At 71.0% G+C, this 17,145-nt stretch carries 14 protein-coding genes, 2 tRNA genes and 1 pseudogene; 11 read left to right on the plus strand and 6 right to left on the minus strand.

The window, feature by feature from the left end; translation table 11 throughout:
• Window positions 1-230 precede the first annotated feature (230 nt).
• From C6N31_RS37375 to C6N31_RS37425, 11 genes are all read left to right on the plus strand, one after another.
• Window positions 231-872, plus strand: a complete 642-nt coding sequence (locus C6N31_RS37375) for an N-acetylmuramoyl-L-alanine amidase (RefSeq protein ID WP_138355797.1) — start codon at window positions 231-233, stop codon at window positions 870-872.
• A gap of 566 nt (window positions 873-1,438) precedes the next feature.
• Window positions 1,439-3,682 carry a hypothetical protein gene (locus C6N31_RS37380; RefSeq protein WP_198359247.1) on the plus strand — a complete coding sequence of 748 codons (2,244 nt, stop codon included), beginning with the start codon at window positions 1,439-1,441 and terminating at the stop codon, window positions 3,680-3,682.
• Window positions 3,683-3,899: 217 nt separating this feature from the next.
• Window positions 3,900-5,423, plus strand: a complete 1,524-nt coding sequence (locus C6N31_RS37385) for a DUF3492 domain-containing protein (RefSeq protein WP_138355799.1) — start codon at window positions 3,900-3,902, stop codon at window positions 5,421-5,423.
• Window positions 5,420-6,841, plus strand: a complete 1,422-nt coding sequence (locus C6N31_RS37390) for a hypothetical protein (RefSeq protein ID WP_198359248.1) — start codon at window positions 5,420-5,422, stop codon at window positions 6,839-6,841. The genes C6N31_RS37385 and C6N31_RS37390 overlap by 4 nt, the downstream gene beginning before the upstream one ends.
• A gap of 62 nt (window positions 6,842-6,903) precedes the next feature.
• Window positions 6,904-7,896 (plus strand): SDR family NAD(P)-dependent oxidoreductase, encoded by a 993-nt coding sequence (locus C6N31_RS37395; RefSeq protein ID WP_138355801.1) that lies wholly within the window; start codon window positions 6,904-6,906, stop codon window positions 7,894-7,896.
• Window positions 7,897-8,000: 104 nt separating this feature from the next.
• Window positions 8,001-8,714 carry a nucleotidyltransferase family protein gene (locus C6N31_RS37400; protein WP_138355802.1) on the plus strand — a complete coding sequence of 238 codons (714 nt, stop codon included), beginning with the start codon at window positions 8,001-8,003 and terminating at the stop codon, window positions 8,712-8,714.
• Window positions 8,715-8,723: 9 nt separating this feature from the next.
• A complete protein-coding gene (locus tag C6N31_RS37405) occupies window positions 8,724-9,722 on the plus strand; it encodes an NAD-dependent epimerase/dehydratase family protein (protein ID WP_198359249.1) in 999 nt (332 codons plus the stop codon).
• On the plus strand, window positions 9,719-10,483 hold the full coding sequence (locus C6N31_RS37410) for a spherulation-specific family 4 protein (protein WP_138355804.1): 765 nt from the start codon (window positions 9,719-9,721) through the stop codon (window positions 10,481-10,483). The genes C6N31_RS37405 and C6N31_RS37410 overlap by 4 nt, the downstream gene beginning before the upstream one ends.
• Window positions 10,480-11,379 carry an endo alpha-1,4 polygalactosaminidase gene (locus tag C6N31_RS37415; protein WP_138355805.1) on the plus strand — a complete coding sequence of 300 codons (900 nt, stop codon included), beginning with the start codon at window positions 10,480-10,482 and terminating at the stop codon, window positions 11,377-11,379. The genes C6N31_RS37410 and C6N31_RS37415 overlap by 4 nt, the downstream gene beginning before the upstream one ends.
• Before the next feature lie 100 nt (window positions 11,380-11,479).
• Window positions 11,480-11,995, plus strand: coding sequence for a MarR family winged helix-turn-helix transcriptional regulator (locus C6N31_RS37420; RefSeq protein ID WP_164295145.1), 516 nt, complete (start codon window positions 11,480-11,482; stop codon window positions 11,993-11,995).
• 246 nt (window positions 11,996-12,241) lie between these two features.
• Window positions 12,242-13,594 carry an MFS transporter gene (locus tag C6N31_RS37425; RefSeq protein ID WP_232486137.1) on the plus strand — a complete coding sequence of 451 codons (1,353 nt, stop codon included), beginning with the start codon at window positions 12,242-12,244 and terminating at the stop codon, window positions 13,592-13,594.
• A gap of 5 nt (window positions 13,595-13,599) precedes the next feature.
• Here the strand turns inward: C6N31_RS37425 and C6N31_RS37430 are convergent, their stop codons facing one another.
• The 6 genes and pseudogenes from C6N31_RS37430 to C6N31_RS37455 all read right to left on the minus strand — a co-directional run.
• Window positions 13,600-14,094 carry a GtrA domain-containing protein gene (locus tag C6N31_RS37430; RefSeq protein ID WP_187144931.1) on the minus strand — a complete coding sequence of 165 codons (495 nt, stop codon included), beginning with the start codon at window positions 14,092-14,094 and terminating at the stop codon, window positions 13,600-13,602.
• Window positions 14,095-14,260: 166 nt separating this feature from the next.
• Entirely contained in the window at window positions 14,261-14,551 is a 291-nt protein-coding gene (locus C6N31_RS37435; RefSeq protein WP_244809254.1) for a ribosomal protein L7/L12, read from the minus strand.
• A gap of 159 nt (window positions 14,552-14,710) precedes the next feature.
• Window positions 14,711-14,783: transfer RNA gene (locus C6N31_RS37440), tRNA-Lys, on the minus strand.
• 190 nt (window positions 14,784-14,973) lie between these two features.
• A tRNA-Lys gene (locus C6N31_RS37445) sits at window positions 14,974-15,046 on the minus strand.
• An 83-nt stretch (window positions 15,047-15,129) separates the two neighbouring features.
• Window positions 15,130-16,689, minus strand: coding sequence for an amino acid permease (locus C6N31_RS37450; RefSeq protein ID WP_138355808.1), 1,560 nt, complete (start codon window positions 16,687-16,689; stop codon window positions 15,130-15,132).
• A gap of 106 nt (window positions 16,690-16,795) precedes the next feature.
• Window positions 16,796-17,145, minus strand: a pseudogene (locus tag C6N31_RS37455) (DEAD/DEAH box helicase); the annotation flags it as partial.

A 17,145-nucleotide genomic window follows, 5' to 3' on the forward strand; every position in this document is an offset into this window, starting at 1 on the left:
ACCTCCGTGTAACAGCGGAAAGCAGTGGTCCAGGACGTGCCGGGAACGATGGCGGAACGGCCTCGGAAGGGCACGTCGGCGTACTCTTCACCGGTCTGGACCACTGCCAATTCCCCTGCCCCTTGGCAGCGTTCGCGCGCGGGGCCCACGATGGTCACGCCCCACCCGATGGTCACGCCCCACCCGATGGTCATGCACCCGACCTCACCATGACGTCCCAGGGAGCCTCCATGGACCGCAGGCCCGGCACCTCCAGCACGCCCGGCAGCGCCGGCACGCCCGGCAGCCCCGCGACCTCCCGGCGCGCCCTGCTGCGCGGCGGCCTCGCCCTCGGCGCCGTGGCGGCAGCAGGCCTCGTCGGCTCGAAGCATGCCGACGCCGCGACCGTCGATTACCCGTCGGCCGTCTGGTCCCCCGCGAGCACGAGCAACTACACGGCGTCGAACCGGATCACGAGCTACCCGGTCAACCTGGTGGTCATCCACGTCACGCAGGAGACCTACGCCGACACCATCCGGGTCTTCCAGGACCCGGCGCACGCGGCGAGCGCGCATTACGTCGTCAAGTCGTCGGACGGATCGATCGGGCAGTGCGTGCGCGAGCACGACATCGCCTGGCACGCGGGCAACTGGGACTACAACACGCGCAGCATCGGCATCGAGCACGAGGGGTGGGTGGACCAGCCGGCGTACTTCACGGCCGCGATGTACCACTCCTCCGCCGCGCTCACCGCCGCGATCTGCGACAAGTACGGCATCCCCAAGGACCGCAACCACATCATCGGCCACGTCCAGGTCCCGGGCACCGACCACACCGACCCCGGGCCCAACTGGGACTGGGTGCGGTACATCCGGCTCGTCAACGGGGTCTGACGCCCCGAAGCGCAGCGCAGCGAACCCGTACCCGAACCCCGCACCCCGCACCCCGCACCCCGCACCCGCAATCGCGATTCGGCGCCGCGCCCTAAACTCCGTCCAGAACTCCGCCGCCCCCCGCTGTTACGAAATCAGAACACAGCGGAGACAAATCCTGGACAGTAACTTATCCCTGAATTCCCGCCGCCTCCCGGCGCGCACATTTATGCATCCCGATACCCCCGACCTCGGGATATTGCTTTAACATTTCCGCTGATTACTATTCGCTCACACGTACGTCAACCAGCGGAAACCCATCCCCCATCCGGTTCGCTCCCGCCCCACCAGCTGCCCCGAGAGCCAAGAACCCGCTTTCGGAAATGAACAATGCTGTGCCTTTTTCACCGCCTTCACGATTCCCCTCCACAAACCCTGCCCTTTGCTCCACGATGTGACACGGGCGACCTCAAGACGGGGAGATCTGACGGTCGCACCTATCCCACTGCAACCCAGTTCATTGGAATAGGGAGGGCCGGGGGCGCCTGAGAGGGCTGCCTTGGCGTGCCCTCCCGGGGGAGGAATCCATGGGTCGAACGACCCGCCTTGCCACCGCGTGTACTGCCGCGGCGATGCTCACCCTCACTTGGCCCGCAGCCGGCCCGAGTTCCGCGGATGCGACCGCCGCGGCCGTCACACCCAGGATCGATCTGCGGGTGCTCGTCGTCGACGACGGCGGGCCGGCCACCCAGGCCATCACCGCCGAACTCGACAGCGCGGGCACGCCGTACACCACGCTCGACCTGAACAGCGCCGCACGGCCGCAGATCACCGCGGCCTATCTGAGCGACACGGTCAGCGGACGGCCGCGCGCCAAGTTCCAGGCCGTCGTCCTGCCGAACGACAACCCGTTCGGCGCCGGATCCGCCGAGATGGCGGCACTGGCCGCGTACGAGACGGCCTTCGGCATCCCGCAGGTCGACGCGTACACCTACGCCCGGCCCGAGGTCGGGCTGAACTACGCGCAGGACCCCGGCTACATCGGCTCGCTGGACGGCGTCACCGCCGCGGCGACCGCCACCGCCGGGCCGTTCGGCTACCTCAAGGGGAACGTTCCCTTCGAGGACAACTCACCCACCGTCGGCGAGAGTTACGCCTTCCTCGCCACGCCGCTCGCGACCCAGGCCGCCGGAGCCACGTTCACCAGTTACGTGGACGCGCCGATCCAGGGAAGCACCGCCCGCGGTTCGCTCGTCGGGGAGTACAGCCACGACGGCCGGCGCGAACTGGTCGTGACGTTCGTCTACAACCAGTACCAGCAGCAGTTCCGGCTGCTCGCCCGCGGCATGGTCGAGTGGATGACCCAGGGCATCCACCTCGGCGCCGACCGGAACTACTTCGCCCTGCACATGGACGACGTACTCCTCGGCGACGACCGCTGGAACCCCACGCTCAACTGCACCCCGGGCGACGTGGACTGCGCGGTCGGCACCGACCAGTCGGACCCGGACCCCATCCGGATGACGCCCGCGGACGCCACGTACCTCAAGCAGTGGTCGGCGGCGAACGGCTTCACGCCGGACCTGATGTACAACGGCGGCGGCAGCGAGGGCTACAAGGCGGAGCACGGCGGGACGGACCCGCTCGCGACGCAGCTCATCGCCGACAAGAACGCCTACCGCTGGGTCAACCACACCTACACCCACCCGTACCTCGGCTGCGTCCAGGACGTCTCCGTGGTGCCGTGGAAGTGCTCGACGACCGCCACCGGCGCGGTGGTGTGGACCTCCAAGGCGGACATCACCGCGCAGATCAAGGACAACACGATCTGGGCCACGCAGCACGGCCTCACCGTCAACAAGCAGGAGCTGCTCACCGGTGAGCACTCCGGCCTGAAGATCCTGCCGCAGCAGCCGCTCGACAACCCGAACCTCGCCACGTCGCTGAGCGCGACCGGGGTGACGGTGCTGGGCAGCGACAACTCGCGCGACCCGCAGCAGCGCAAGGTCGGACCGGCACTGACGGTGCCGCGCTTCCCGATGAACGTCTTCTACAACGCGGGCAAGGCGAGCGAAGAGGTCGACGAGTACAACTGGATCTACACCAGGGCGGCCGACGGCGGCAGCGGCATCTGCGAGGGCTCCGCGACGTCCACCTGCCTGGACACGCCGCTGGACACGGCGACCGGCTACGCCTCGTACATCGTTCCGCTGGAGGCGCGGACGGACCTCGGGCACGTGCTGTCCAACAACCCGCGGCCGCACTACGTGCACCAGTCGAACTTCGCCGAGGACCGGATCGCCTATCCGGTCATGGAGAAGATCCTCGGCGACTACAAGAACCTGTACGCCGCCAGCACGCCCATCGTGAACCTGCGGATGGCCGACATCTCCGCCGAGCTGGCCAGGCGCGCCGCCTGGGACACGGCCGTCAAGGCCAACAAGGTCACCGCCTACCGGATCGGTGACACCGTCACCGTCACCGGGCCGAGCGGCCTTCAGTCGACCGCGAGCATGCCCGTCGGCACCCGCCAGGCACAGCTCATCGGCACCACGGCCTTCGGCGGCGCCTACGCCGGACAGCTGTCCGGCTGGGTGGCCCCTGGATCGCTGCAGAGCTCGGTGACGCTCAAACTCACCGCCGCCGTCACACCCGCCGTCGTCACCGCGACGCCGGCCAAGGCCGCGCAGAGTGCCCAGGTCGCCAAGGCGAAGGCCCCGGCACAGGCACTGCCCGTGCCGACGGGTGCGACCGACCCGGTTCCGTACGGCCCCGGTGACACCGGCAAGCAGAAGCAGCACCGCAAGAACACCAGGGCAGCACGGCGCTAGCGCCGGCTCGGCGCCTGCTCGGCGACGGCTTCGCACCACAGCTGAGCAGCACAGGCACCACGCGCAGCACCACCGAGCAGGACCGAGCACGACCGAACGATCACGTGGAAAGGCGCTGGAGCCGCCGGCACACAGCCGGCGCTCCAGCGCCCTCCAGTGCCGCGAAGGACCGTACGCGGCGCATTCACCGACGGACCCGTGGGGGGACCGATTCGCCATGCAGACCCAGGTGACCTTGCTGACCGAGGGCACATATCCGCACAGCCACGGCGGAGTGAGCGTGTGGTGCGACCAACTCGTCCGGGGAATACCGGACTTCGACTTCCGTCTGATAGCCGTGACCGGCACGGGGCGGGAGTCCCTCGCCTGGGATCTTCCGGGCAACGTACGGGACTTCACCGAGATACCGCTGTGGGGCAAGCCGCCGACCGGCCGCGCACCCCGCGGCCGCCAGGCGCAGCTGTTCCGCGCCGGCTACGAACGCTTCCTGTTGGCCCTGCTCGACCCGGCGGCGGAAGCGGAGTTCGCTCCCCAGCTGTACGCGCTGGCGGCGCTGGCACGCGCGGGATCGCTCTCCGCGGCGCTCCGCTCCGAGGACGCCCTGCGCGTCCTCACCGACGTCTGGAACCGGCCGCATGTCGCCGCCGCGGCGGCCCGGCCCACCCTGCACGACGCGCTCACCGCCACTGACCTGCTGGAACACGCGCTGCGTCCGCTCTCCGCCGAACCCGTGCCGGGAAGCATCACGCACGCCGTCAGCGGCGGCCTGGCGACCCTTCCCGGGCTGCTGGCGCACCACGAACACGGCACACCGTTCCTGCTCACCGAGCACGGCGTCTATCTGCGCGAGCGGTATCTCGGCTACCGGACCGGCCCGTACGGCTGGCCCGTCAAGGCCGTCATGCTCGGCTTCTACCGGCTGCTCGCCGAGGAGTCGTACCGCCGCGCCGCGCTCGTCACCCCCGGCAGCCGCTACAACCGGCGCTGGGAGGAACGCGGCGGGACCGCGCCCGACCGGATCCGCACCGTGTACAACGGCGTCGACCCCGGCGCCTTCCCGATGGCCGGGCCGGAACCCGCGGTGCCCACCCTCAGCTGGGCCGGGCGCGTCGACCCGATCAAGGACCTGGAGACCCTGATCCGCGCCTTCGCCCTCGTACGGGCCGAACTCCCGCAGGCGCTGCTCCGGCTCTTCGGCGGAACGCCGAGGGGCGGCGAGGGATACCGCGACCAATGCGTCGCGCTGGCGGCCGAGTTGGGTGTCGGCGACGCGGTGACGTTCGAGGGGCGCGTCGAGGACATCCGCGACGCGTACGCGGCCGGGAACGTCGTGATGCTCTCCAGCATCAGCGAGGGCTTCCCGTTCACCCTCATCGAAGCCATGTCCTGCGCACGCGCCACCGTCTCCACGGATGTCGGGGGTGTGCGGGAGGCGGTCGGCGAAGCGGGTCTGGTGGTCCCGCCCCGCGATCCCGCCGCGATGGCGAAGGCCGCGCTCGCGCTGCTGCGCGACCCGGCGACCCGGGCGTCCATGGGATGGGACGCGCGGCTCCGGGTGATCGACCAGTTCACGCTGCGTCGGACGATCGAGACCTTCCGCGGCATCTACAGCGAACTGTCCGCCCGGAAGCCGTGGCTCGTCCTCACCCCCGTCGGGGTGGAGTGGCAGTCCCGCGACCAGTACGGCCACCACGGCCCGGCCGTCGTCGACGACACCACCGTCACGGAGGTCGCCCAGTGAGCGGCCCGCTGCGGCTCGTGCCGCACGACGGGGGTGCGCTGCCGACGGTGCCGCGGCAGCGGCAGCGCCGCCGGCCCTCCTGGGCCGAGGACCCGCTGGAGGAACTCGCCGAGCGCCTCGACGAGGTCTGCGCGGCCGCGGTGCACGCGGACGAGATCGCCGCCGTCCTGGAGTCCGACGGGCTGACGCACGAGCTCATCGTGCACCGGTACGGGCGGTCCGATCTCTTCGAGCTGGCCGAGGAGTTGCACGCCCGGGGCGCGGGCAAGCGCTGCTACCCGGCACCGGAGCCGGGCCCCGATCCCTGGGGGATCAACCCCTGGCGGTGTCTGCTGCGGGGCATCGTCTTCGGCCTGCCGGGGCTGGCGTACGTCCTGGGCGGGACGCTGCTCTCCGGTCCGCCGGACGCGTTCGGGCTGCCGGCCGGGACGGTGGCGCTGTCCGCCGCCGCGCTCGCCGGCTGGGCCTGGAACCAGGCCCTGGCGCACCGCGCCTATCTGCGGCTCGGCTCGGACGGGCGGCGGGCGACCGCCCGCTGTCTGCTCCGCGGCGCGCCGGCGGGGGCGCTGCTCGCGTCGGCGTTCGCGGTCGCGTTCGCGTCGCGGGGCAGTGAAGCCGCCTTCGCGGTGGGGCAGTCCAGCTACCTGGCAGCGGCGACGGCACTGCTGGTGCTGGGCCGGGAACGGGATCTGCTGCTCGCCCTCGCCCCGACAACGGTGGGTGCCGCGCTGCTCCTGGCGTGGGACCTGCCCCCCACGGTGCGGGCCTGTCTGGTCATCGCGACCCCCGTGGCGGCGCTGCTGGTCGCCGGCCGGCAGGTCGTACGCGGGCTGCGCACCCCGCCCGAGCTGGGCGCGCCCGCGCCCCCGCCGCTCGTCGCGTCCTTGCCGTACGGGCTGTACGGGCTGGCCAGCGCGGTGCTGGTCCTGGTGCTGGCCCTGGGCGCCGGTGTCTCGGCGGTCGCGCTGACGCTGAGCATGGGCGCGGCCGAATGGCTGCTGTACCGCTTCCGCGGCCGCGGGGTCGCCGCGCTGCGGCGCAGCGTCGACGCCGGAGGCTTCAGGACCCGGTCGGCCTCCGTCCTGCTCGGGTGCCTGGCGGGGTACCTGATCGTCCTCGCGGCGCTCGCGGCGGCCCTCACCGCGCTGTGGCCGGGGGCACCGGCACCCGGCGCGCTGCGGCTGTGCGCGCTGCTGACGCTCGGCGCGGTGCTGTGGCTCTCGCTGCTGCTCCAGGCGTTCGGCGCCGCGTGGCCGGCCGCGCTGGTCTGCATGGCGGCCGCCGTGGTCGAAATCGCCTTCCTGTGCTGGGAGTTCGGTGACCATCCGGTCGTGCAGCTGGTCGCCTGCGCGAGCGCGGCGGCCGTACTGATCGCCGTCGCCTGCTCCCTGCTGGGCCGCGCCACATCGCACCGATGAGGTGCCCCGAACCGAACCTGTCCCACGTCCCCAACCCCTTTCGAGAAACCGGAGCATTCGACATGACATTGGTAGCCGTCACCGGCGCCGAAGGCTTCATCGGCTCACACCTGGTGGAGGCGCTCGTCGCCTCGGGCCACCGGGTGCGCGCGATGGCCCAGTACAACTCGTTCTCGTCCTTCGGCTGGCTGGAGACGCTGGACGCCGAGACGATGAGCCAGGTGGACGTGGTCCTGGGCGACGTCCGCGACCCCGGCTCCGTCCGGGGGCTGATGGACGGCGCCGAGGCCGTCTACCACCTGGCCGCGCTGATCGCGATCCCGTACTCGTACCAGGCACCGCACTCCTACGTGGACACCAACGTCACCGGCACGCTGAACGTGCTGGAGGCCGTCCGCCAGCTGGAGATCCCGCGGCTGGTGCACACCTCCACCAGCGAGACGTACGGCACCGCGCAGACCGTACCGATCTCCGAGGACCACCCGATCAACACCCAGTCCCCGTACGCCGCTTCGAAGGCGGGCGGCGACCGGCTCGCGGACAGCTACTTCGCGAGCTTCGGTACACCGGTGGTGACGCTGCGGCCGTTCAACACCTTCGGGCCGCGGCAGTCCATGCGTGCGGTGATCCCGACGGTGATCGGGCAGGTGGCCGCTGGGGAGCGGACCATCACGCTCGGAGACCTGCGGCCGACGCGCGACTTCACCTACGTACGGGACACCGCGCGGGCGTTCCTCGCGGTGGGGACCGCGCCCGCCGGGAGCGTGGTCGGGCGGACGTTCAACGCGGGGACGGGAGGCGAGATCTCCGTCGGTGACCTGGTGCAGCTGATCGGCAAGCTCATGGAGACCGATCTGGACGTCATCGAGGACGAGCAGCGGATCCGGCCCGCCGGCTCCGAGGTGATGCGGCTGGTCTGCGACGCCGCGCGGCTGCGTGACGCGACCGGCTGGGCGGCCGATCACAGCCTGGAGCAGGGGCTGGAAGACACCATCGCGTTCTTCCGCGACCCGGCGAACCTCGCCCGCTACAAGACCGAGCTCTACAACATCTGACTCCGGATTTCCCGGAACCGACTCTTCCGGATCTCCCGGTCCCGGATCGAACCCCGGAACCGGACGCGACGTCTGGCCGCCAGGCCAGAGGGGGGACCAACCACATGCACGCAGTCATTCTGGCCGGAGGCAAGGGCGTCCGGCTGCTGCCCTACACGACCGCCCTGCCGAAACCGCTCGTCCCGATCGGCGACCAGCACGCGATCCTGGAGATCGTGATGCGGCAGCTGGCGAACGCCGGCTTCACCACCTGCACCATCGCCATCGGCCACCTGGGCCACATCATCCGCGCCTACGTCGGCAACGGTTCGCAGTGGGGGATGCGCGTCGGCTACTCCACCGAGGACAGCCCGCTCGGCACGATGGGGCCGCTGCTCACCATGCTCGACCGGCTGCCCGAGAAGTTCCTCGTGATGAACGGCGACATCCTCACCGACCTGGACTTCGGGGACGTGCTGCGGCACCACGAGACCGCCGACAGCCCGCTCACCATCGCCACCTACGCCCGGAAGGTGAAGATCGACTTCGGGGTGCTGACCACGGACTCGGGCAACGTCGTGGCCTTCACCGAGAAGCCGAGCATCGACTACCGGGTCTCGATGGGCGTGTACGGCCTGTCCCGTTCCACGCTCCTGGACTACACACCCGGGCTGCCGCTCGGCTTCGACGAGGTGGTGCTCGACCTGCTCAACGCGAAGACCCCGCCGAGCGCCTACGAGTTCGACGGCTACTGGCTCGACATCGGACGTCCCGACGACTACGACCGGGCCAACGCCGAGTTCACCACCCACCGCGGACTGCTGCTCAAGGGGGCGTGACCCGACGCCATGCGACGCATTCTCTGTCTGGGTTCCACCGGATTCCTCGGCGCCCACGTCGCCGGGCAGCTGCGCGCCCTCCCGGGTGTGCGGGTGCTCGGCGCCGGCCGGTCCACCCCGGTCTCCCCGCCCGCCCTCCCGTCCGATTCCCCACCTGCCCTGGTGGACGGCCTGCCGATCGACCTCACCACCATCTCCGTCGACGCGCTCACCGAGGCGCTGCGGGCGCTGGGTCCACACGCCGTCGTCAACTGCGTGGGCTCGGTGGGCAACAGCCCGCTGCGGCTCGCGGAGGTGAACACCCGTGGACCCGCCGTCCTCTGCGAGGCGCTGCGGCGGGCCGCGCCCACCGCCCGTCTCGTCCACCTCGGTTCTGCCGGGGAGTACGGGGCCACGGCCCCCGGCCGGTCCATCGACGAGTCCGCACCGACCCGGCCGCCGGGGGCGTACGGGGCCACGAAACTGGCCGGCACGCTCATCGTCGCCCAATCCGCCCTGGACGCCACGGTGTTGCGGGTCTTCAACCCGATCGGCCCGGGATCGCCGGGGGCGAGCCTGCCGGGCCGGTTCGTCGCCGAACTGCGCCGGGTGCTCCCGGAGGGTGCGGAGGGCGTGATCCGCGTCGGTGATCTCTCCGCGTACCGCGACTACGTCGACGTACGGGACGTGGCGCGGGCCGCCGTCCTCGCGGCCATGGCCCCGGGGCCGCTGCCGCGGATCCTGAACATCGCGGGCGGCGGCGCCACCCCGGTGCGCGCCATCGCGGACGGGCTGGTCGCCGCGTCCGGTTTCCGGGGCCGGGTCGAGGAGAGCGGGGCCGGGTCGCACCGTTCGGCTGCGGTGTCCTGGCAGCGCGCGGACATCTCCGCGGCGGCCGCGGCCCTGGGCTGGCGGCCCCAGTTCAGCTTCGCGCAGTCGCTCGCGGACCTGTGGAACGAGGGCGCACCGGTAGCCGTTCCGCCCAGGGCACCGTCCGGTGTCACGGCCGGCGTCACGGCCGCGCCATGAGCGACGGAAAGCTCCTCGTCCCGCTCTACGTCCACCCGGCCGTCGACCCCGGCGCCTGGCGGACGCTGGTGGGGGCCGCCGACCTGCTCTACGGCGTCGTGCTCAACGTCGCCGACGGGCCGGGCACGGTCCGGGACCCCGCCTTCGTGGCGGTGGCCGAGGAGTTGCGGGCGGCGGGCGTGCGCGTCCTCGGATACGTGGACACCGCGTACGGCCGCCGCCCCACCCACGCGGTCGTCGCCGACCTGCGCCACCACCGCAAGTGGTACGGCACGGACGGCGTCTTCTTCGACCAGGCCGCGCCCGACGCCGGGCTGTTGAGTTACTACCGCTGGCTCGCGCGGACCGCGCGGACCGCGCGGGCCGGCGGTTCCCGGACGGTCGTCCTCAACCCGGGCGTGCACCCCGCGCCCGGGTACGCCGAGTTCGCCGATCTGCTGGTGACGTTCGAGGGCAGCTGGGCGACGTACCGCGCGGCGGCGGCCGTACCGGCCTGGACGAGTACCTATCCGGCGGACCGCTTCTGCCATCTCGTGTACGACGTCCCGGCCAGGCTCTGCGGCCTCGCCTCCCGTACCGCCCGGCTGCGCGGCGCGGCCGTGCACTGCGCGGTCCCGGGAAGCGGCGCCAACCCCTGGCAGGGTGTGTCTCCGGACCTCACGTCCCCGGACGTCATGTCCTCGGACCTCACGCCCCCGGACCTCACCGATGTCGCCGGGCTCCGGGGGCGGCATCGGCACCAGCAGGAGGAGAACCGTTGATCCGCAGGTCTGGCACCGGCTCCCGGCCGTCGGCGTTCCTCCCCTCGTTCCTCCCTTCGCTTCTTCTCCCGCTCCTCGTTCTGCTGCTCGCCGCCTGCGGTTCCGATCCCGATCCGGGCCCGGATCCCGGCCCGGACCACCACCGCCCCTCCCCCATCCCCTCCTCCATCCCCTCACCCATCCCCGCCCCGCCGTCCGACCGCTGGCGGCCGCCTCCCGGCACCGCCTGGCAGTGGCAGCTCAGCGGCAAGGTCGACACCAGCGTCGACGTACCCGTCTACGACATCGACGGTTTCGAGAACGACGCCGCCACCGTCGCCCGGCTGCACGCCGCCGGCCGCAAGGTGATCTGCTACGTCAACGCGGGCGCCTGGGAGAACTTCCGCCCCGACCGGGTGGCGTTCCCCACCGCCCTCCTCGGCCTCGGCAACGGCTGGAGCGGCGAGCGGTGGCTGGACATCCGCCGCCTCGACCTGCTGCGCCCCTTGATGGCGCAACGTTTCGACATGTGCCGCACCAAGGGCTTCGACGGGGTCGAGCCCGATCTCATGGACGCCTACACCAACCGGACCGGCTTCCCGCTGACCGCCGCCGACCAGCTCGCGTACAACCGCATGCTCGCCGGGCTCGCCCATGAGCGCGGTATGTCGGTCGGCCTCAAGAACGACCTGGAGCAGATCCCGGAGCTGGTCGGCGACTTCGACTTCGCCGTCAACGAGGAGTGCGCGCAGAACGACGAGTGCGACGAGCTGACCCCGTTCATCACGGCGGGCAAGGCGGTGTTCCACACCGAGTACTCCCTGGCGACGACGGAGTTCTGTCCGACCGCCCGGCGGCTCCGCCTCAGCTCGATGCTCAAGCACCTGAACCTCGACGCGTGGCGGCAGCCCTGCTAGCCCGGGGCCCTGTTGGCTCGGGGCCCTCGAGACCCCACCCATGCCATGTCGTCCCCTACGGGACGATCCCGTACAGGACGAGTTTTGTTACCCTCGCGTCATGGCACCCACAGCGACTCCGGACGCGCACCGGCCCACCCCGCCGGTCCGCAGCGTCCCGGACCTCACGTTCCAGCTGAAGCACATCGCGCATGTGCTCACCACCGAACTGACGGCGGCGCTCGCCGAGATCGACAGCTCGCCGCGGCTGCACTGCGTACTGGCCCACGCGCTGCCGGGTGAGCTGACCCAGGCGCAGGTGGCGGAGCTCGCGGACCTCGACAAGACCACGATGGTCGTGACGATGGACGAGCTGGAGAAGGCCGGGCTCGCGGAGCGCCGCCCTTCGAGCACGGACCGCCGGGCGCGGATCATCTCGGTCACCGAAGCCGGCGTCCAGCACATCACCGACGGCCTGGCGATCATCGACCGCATCCACAGCGAGGTGCTCGGCACGCTTCCGGAGGGCGAGCGGAAGGTGTTCGCCGCCGCCCTGCAGCGGCTGACCGAGGGCCGGCTGGCCACCCCCGTGGAATCACCACGTCCGGTCCGGCGGGCCCGGGAGGCCCGGATCTAGTTCTGAAAGATATCGTCTATTACAAAACTATCTGCTAGCGTCTCTCTTGTGGCTTCGAACGCCCGCGAACGCCGCGCATGCCTCGACCAACCCGAGCAGGGAGACGCCCTCATGCCGCTGACGAGATCCACACCGCAGACCCGGACCGGGACCCGGACCCAGCGCCCGACCCAGCAGCATCCGGATCCGCGGACCCCGCCCCACGACCGGTCCCGCTGGCTGGCCCTCGCGATCCTCTGCGCGGGGATGCTGATGGTCATCCTGGACGGCAGCATCGTGACCGTGGCGCTGCCCGCCATCCAGAGCGACCTCGGCTTCTCGCAGCCGGACCTCGCCTGGGTCGTCAACGCCTACCTGATCGCGTTCGGCGGTCTGCTGCTCCTGGCCGGACGGTTCGGCGACCTGATCGGGCGCAAGCGGATGTTCCTGGCGGGCATCACCCTCTTCACCGCCGCCTCGCTGCTGTGCGGGGTGGCCGGCTCGCCCGAGCTGCTGATCGCCGGCCGGTTCGTCCAGGGTGTCGGCGGCGCGATGGCGTCCGCGGTGAGCCTCGGGATGATCGTGACGCTCTTCCCCGAGCCGCGCGAACGGGCCAAGGCGATCGGCGCGTTCAGCTTCGTCGGTGCCGCCGGGGCCTCGATCGGCCTGGTGCTGGGCGGCGTTCTCACCCAGTCCGCGAGCTGGCACTGGATCTTCTTCATCAATCTGCCGATCGGCGTCGCCGCCGGTGTGCTGGCCGCCCGCACCCTCGTCCCCGACCGCGGCCTCGGCCTGCGCTCCGGGGCCGACGCGACGGGCGCCGCCCTCGTCACCGCCGGTCTGATGCTCGGTGTCTACACGATCGTCCAGGCCGGTGAGAACGGCTGGGCCTCGGCCCGCACCCTCGGTCTCGGCGCCCTGGCCGCCGCGCTGCTCGCCGGGTTCGTCCTCCGCCAGGCGAAGGCCGCCGCCCCGCTGCTGCCGCTGCGGGTGTTCCGCTCCCGCCAGGTGTCCGGGGCCAACGCGATCCAGGTCCTGATGATCGCCGCGCTGTTCGGCTTCCAGGTGCTCGTCGTCCTCTACATGCAGCACGTGCTCGGCTACGGTGCCGCGAAGAGCGGGCTGGCCATGCTCCCGTCCGCCGTCGTGATCGGGATCGTCTCGCTCGGCTTCTCGGCCCGGCTGACCGGCCGGTTCGGCGAACGCACGATGGTCGTGTCCGGTCTGGCGCTGCTGCTCGCGGGTCTCCTGCTGCTCAGCCGGGTCCCCGTGCACGGAAGTTACCTCGTCGACCTGCTGCCCGTGATGCTGTCGCTCGCCGGCTTCGGGCTGGCCATCCCGGCCCTGACCGGGCTCGGCATGTCCGGTGCCACCGAACGGGACGCCGGTGTCGCCTCCGGCCTGTTCAACACCACCCAGCAGATCGGCGGTGCGCTCGGCCTCGCGCTCCTCAACACCCTCGCCACCTCCCGGACCGCCCACCTGCTGAGCGCCGGACGGTCCGCCCCCGCGGCGCTGACCGGTGGCTACCACCTCGCCTTCACGGTCGGCGCCGGGCTGATCGCGGTGGCCCTGGTCCTCGCCGTGACGACCCTCCCGGCCCGGCGCCGCCGGGCCTGAGGCGACTACGCGGCGACGGTGACCGCCCGGCGGGTCAGCAGGACCTTCCTGCCGACCGGGCGGGTGCCGGCCGCGGCCTTGGAGCCGGTCGCGAAGACCATGACCTTCAGGACCACGAAGCGGCCGATGCCCGCCAGGCCGGACGCCGACAGATAGACGCTCTGCTCCAGCAGCGGCCCGGGGTTCGGGTGGACCGCGTGCAGGGCGAGCAGGGCGCCGGTGGTGAACAGGTAGCAAATGGTGGCGGTGAGGCCGGACTTCAGGTGGTCGGCCGGCCGCGCGTGTCCCGCCCGGAAGGTGAAGCGGCCGTGCAGCTCGGTGGCGAGCAGGGTGGACACGACGGTCACCACCGCGTTCGCCAGCGCGATCGGCGCATGACCGGAGACCAGCAGCAGCGCCCCGCTGGACAGCAGCCCAACTCCCCCGCCGCAGACGACGAAGCGCACGAAGGCCGCCAACGGTCCGGTGGTGACCGGGGCTGGTACCGAGGTGGCGGCCATGTCGAACTCCTTGTCAGTGGCGGGTGTCACTGACTTTGCCGCACCGGGGGACCCCGACCCATCCGGCTCATGCCCCATTGCACCTGGGGGTTATCCCTACCCCGCCCCCTAGCGGCATCCCTGACAATCTCCACCGCAGGACGCAGCGGGGGCGCTCCCCCGCAGGTCAGACGTTCCCGGGCAGCCGCTCGACCGCTTCCTTGGCTTCCTTCAGCCCGGCGCCCGTGAGCTCGCGGTAGGCCTTGATCGCCTGGATCTTCTTCCCCTGCCGCACCAGCTCGTTGATCTCCCGCAGGTCGGGGGCGTCCACCTCCTCGATACCGAGGTGACGCAGGATCAACTCCTGACGGCGCTCCATGAGCCGGATCCTCCGCTCGACCCGGTCGACCTTCCGCTCGATCGCGGAAAACAACATGCCGGCGCCGACGAGCGCGAACAACACCACTATGTAGGTCACGCCACAAGACCCTACCGAAGTGGGCAAAGGCCCCACCCGAGGCCCCACCGGACCCCCGTCGGAGCCCCTACCGGACGGGGACAGAGGCGCGCCCCGGTCGGGAAACCCGACCGGGGCGCTCTCGCAGGACGCCGGTGGCGAGACCGGTACGCCTGCGGGTAGGCCATGTGGGACTCGAACCCACAACCAATGGATTAAAAGTCCACTGCTCTAACCATTGAGCTAACGGCCCGTTGTTCCTCCCAGCATAGCCGGGCGCGGACCGGGGTCCGCGCCGCATCGCTGCCGGTCAGCCGCAGGAAGGGCCGGCGGCGGAGGTGCGGCCCCGCACGGCCGGGCCGCCGGCGCCCGCAGGACCGGATCCAGCCACCCCGACACAGAGAAACCGCAGGTCATCCGGGGACGACCTGCGGCTCTCACAGTGGGCCATGTCGGACTCGAACCGACAACCAATGGATTAAAAGTCCACTGCTCTGCCAATTGAGCTAATGGCCCGCAACCCGCAGCATAGCCCGGCGAGGGGCGCAGGTCCGAGTCTTATCGGCTGCGGATGATCTGCGCCCGGACCGCGCCCCGGATCAGCCGGTCGGCGTGTCGGCCCCGGGACCGCCACCCGTGCCGGGCCCGGCCGTGTCCCCCGTGGTGGCCGGTTTGAGGAACCAGTGACGGGCGGAGACCAGCCACCAGGCGGCGGCGAAACCGAGGACGACGAGGACCGCCACCGGTGCGTAGTTGAAGCTCTTCGCCGTGACGGGACTCACCTGCGGCAGCATGAACAGCACGGTGATCAGCGCGACCCACCCCAGCGCGAAGATCCCGATCGGCCGGCTCCAGCGCCCCAGGTGCCACGGCCCGCGCTCGAAGGCGTCGCCCTTGCGCAACCGCAGGAACGTCGGGATGACGTAGGCGATGTAGAGACCGATCACGGCGATCGACGTCACGGCCGCGTAGGCGGTGGGGTTGATCAGATACGGCAGGCCGAGCAGCATCGCGCCGAAGGCGGCGAGCCAGACGGCGTTGGTGGGCGTCCGGGTGCGCTCGTTGATGCGGTGCCAGACCCGGGAGTACGGCAGGGCGCCGTCACGCGAGAACGCGTAGATCATGCGGCTGTTGGCCGTGACGGACGCCATACCGCAGAAGAGCTGCGCGACGATCACGACGAGCAGCAGGGCCTTGCCGCCGGCCGCGCCGAGCCCGTCGATGAGGATCTGCGCGGGCGGGACGCCCGTGTCGCTGTCCAGGGCGCCGCTGTAGCTGTGGATGGAGAAGGTGAAGCCGAGCAGCAGTACGAAGCCGGCGACCCAGGACGTCCAGATGGACCGGACGATGCCGCGCGGTCCGGCGACGGACGCGTCATGGGTCTCCTCGGTCATATGGGCGGAGGCGTCGTAGCCGGTGAAGGTGTACTGCGCCATCAGCAGGCCGATCAGCACCACGTAGAGGCTGCTGTTCCAGCCCGTGTTGTTGACGAACTCGGTGAAGACGAAGGACGCCGACTGGTGGCTGTCGGGGACGATCGCGAGCGCCCCGACGATGACGACCACGCCGATCACGTGCCACCACACGCTGATGTCGTTCAGCAGGGCGACTATCCGCACCCCGAAGGTGTTGAGGACGCCGTGCAGGACGAGGATCCCGGCGAACAGGAGCATCGTGTGCCCGGGGGTGGCCGGCCAGTCGAACTGCAGCGTCAGATAGGCGTTGAGGAAGCTCGCCGCCCCGAAGTCGATGCCCGCGGTCACCGCGACCTGCCCCAGCACATTGAACCAACCGGTGAACCACGCCCAGGCGGCGGCACTGCGCTCGGGCGCCAACGCCCGTGCCCAGTAGTACAGCCCGGCCGAGGTCGGATACGCCGAACAGACCTCCGCCATGGCCAGCCCGACCACGAGCGTCATCAGCCCGACGCCCACCCAGCCCCACATGATGACCGCGGGGCCACCGGTGTTCATGCCGAACATGTACAGCGTCAGACACCCGGACAGCACCGAGATGATCGTGAACGACACCGCGAAGTTCGAGAACGCCGACATCCGCCGCGCCAGCACCTGCGTGTAGCCGAGCTGGGCGAGGCGCTCCTCATCGGATCCCTCGGGGGGATCCGGCTGGTCCTGCTGATCCTTCTGCACAGTTGTCATGCCCCCAGCAATTCCCTTGCTGGGGGCACACCATGCGCGAAAAACGGGCCCGCCCGATGCCAATGGCATCGGGCGGGCCCGTTCGGTCAGGCAGGTTCAGGCCTGGTCAGTTGGCCTTCCAGCGCGGCTTGCGGTCGATCGAGCCGGTGCCGGTCTGACCCGGGCGGCTGTCACGGCGCTCGAAGGTGCGGCCGGCCGGACGCTCGTCGCGGCGGTCGCGGTTCACGGGGCGGTCGCCGGTGCGGAAGCCGCCGCCGGTGGCCGGACGCTCTTCGCGGCGGTCACGGTTGAAGGCCGGACGGTCGGCGCCGCCGGAGCGGAAGCCGCCACCGGTGGACGGACGGTCGTCGCGGCGCTCGAAGGAACGGCCGCCGGTGGGACGGTCGCCGGTGGGACGGTCGCCGGTCGGGCGGTCGCCGCCGGAGCGGAAACCACCGGACGGACGGTCGTCACGAC

The sequence above is a fragment of the Streptomyces fildesensis genome (assembly GCF_016107395.1).
GTDB lineage: Bacteria > Actinomycetota > Actinomycetes > Streptomycetales > Streptomycetaceae > Actinacidiphila > Actinacidiphila fildesensis.

What these genes read in the sequence shown, in the direction of transcription:
- C6N31_RS37430 (WP_187144931.1), bottom strand. Translation starts at nt 14,094, where the DNA reads ATGGCCGCCACCTCGGTACCAGCCCCGGTCACCACCGGACCGTTGGCG.
- C6N31_RS37450 (WP_138355808.1), bottom strand. Translation starts at nt 16,689, where the DNA reads ATGACAACTGTGCAGAAGGATCAGCAGGACCAGCCGGATCCCCCCGAG.
- C6N31_RS37410 (WP_138355804.1), top strand. Translation starts at nt 9,719, where the DNA reads ATGAGCGACGGAAAGCTCCTCGTCCCGCTCTACGTCCACCCGGCCGTC.
- C6N31_RS37405 (WP_198359249.1), top strand. Translation starts at nt 8,724, where the DNA reads ATGCGACGCATTCTCTGTCTGGGTTCCACCGGATTCCTCGGCGCCCAC.
- C6N31_RS37400 (WP_138355802.1), top strand. Translation starts at nt 8,001, where the DNA reads ATGCACGCAGTCATTCTGGCCGGAGGCAAGGGCGTCCGGCTGCTGCCC.
- C6N31_RS37385 (WP_138355799.1), top strand. Translation starts at nt 3,900, where the DNA reads ATGCAGACCCAGGTGACCTTGCTGACCGAGGGCACATATCCGCACAGC.
- C6N31_RS37420 (WP_164295145.1), top strand. Translation starts at nt 11,480, where the DNA reads ATGGCACCCACAGCGACTCCGGACGCGCACCGGCCCACCCCGCCGGTC.
- C6N31_RS37380 (WP_198359247.1), top strand. Translation starts at nt 1,439, where the DNA reads ATGGGTCGAACGACCCGCCTTGCCACCGCGTGTACTGCCGCGGCGATG.
- C6N31_RS37395 (WP_138355801.1), top strand. Translation starts at nt 6,904, where the DNA reads ATGACATTGGTAGCCGTCACCGGCGCCGAAGGCTTCATCGGCTCACAC.
- C6N31_RS37375 (WP_138355797.1), top strand. Translation starts at nt 231, where the DNA reads ATGGACCGCAGGCCCGGCACCTCCAGCACGCCCGGCAGCGCCGGCACG.
- C6N31_RS37425 (WP_232486137.1), top strand. Translation starts at nt 12,242, where the DNA reads ATGCTGATGGTCATCCTGGACGGCAGCATCGTGACCGTGGCGCTGCCC.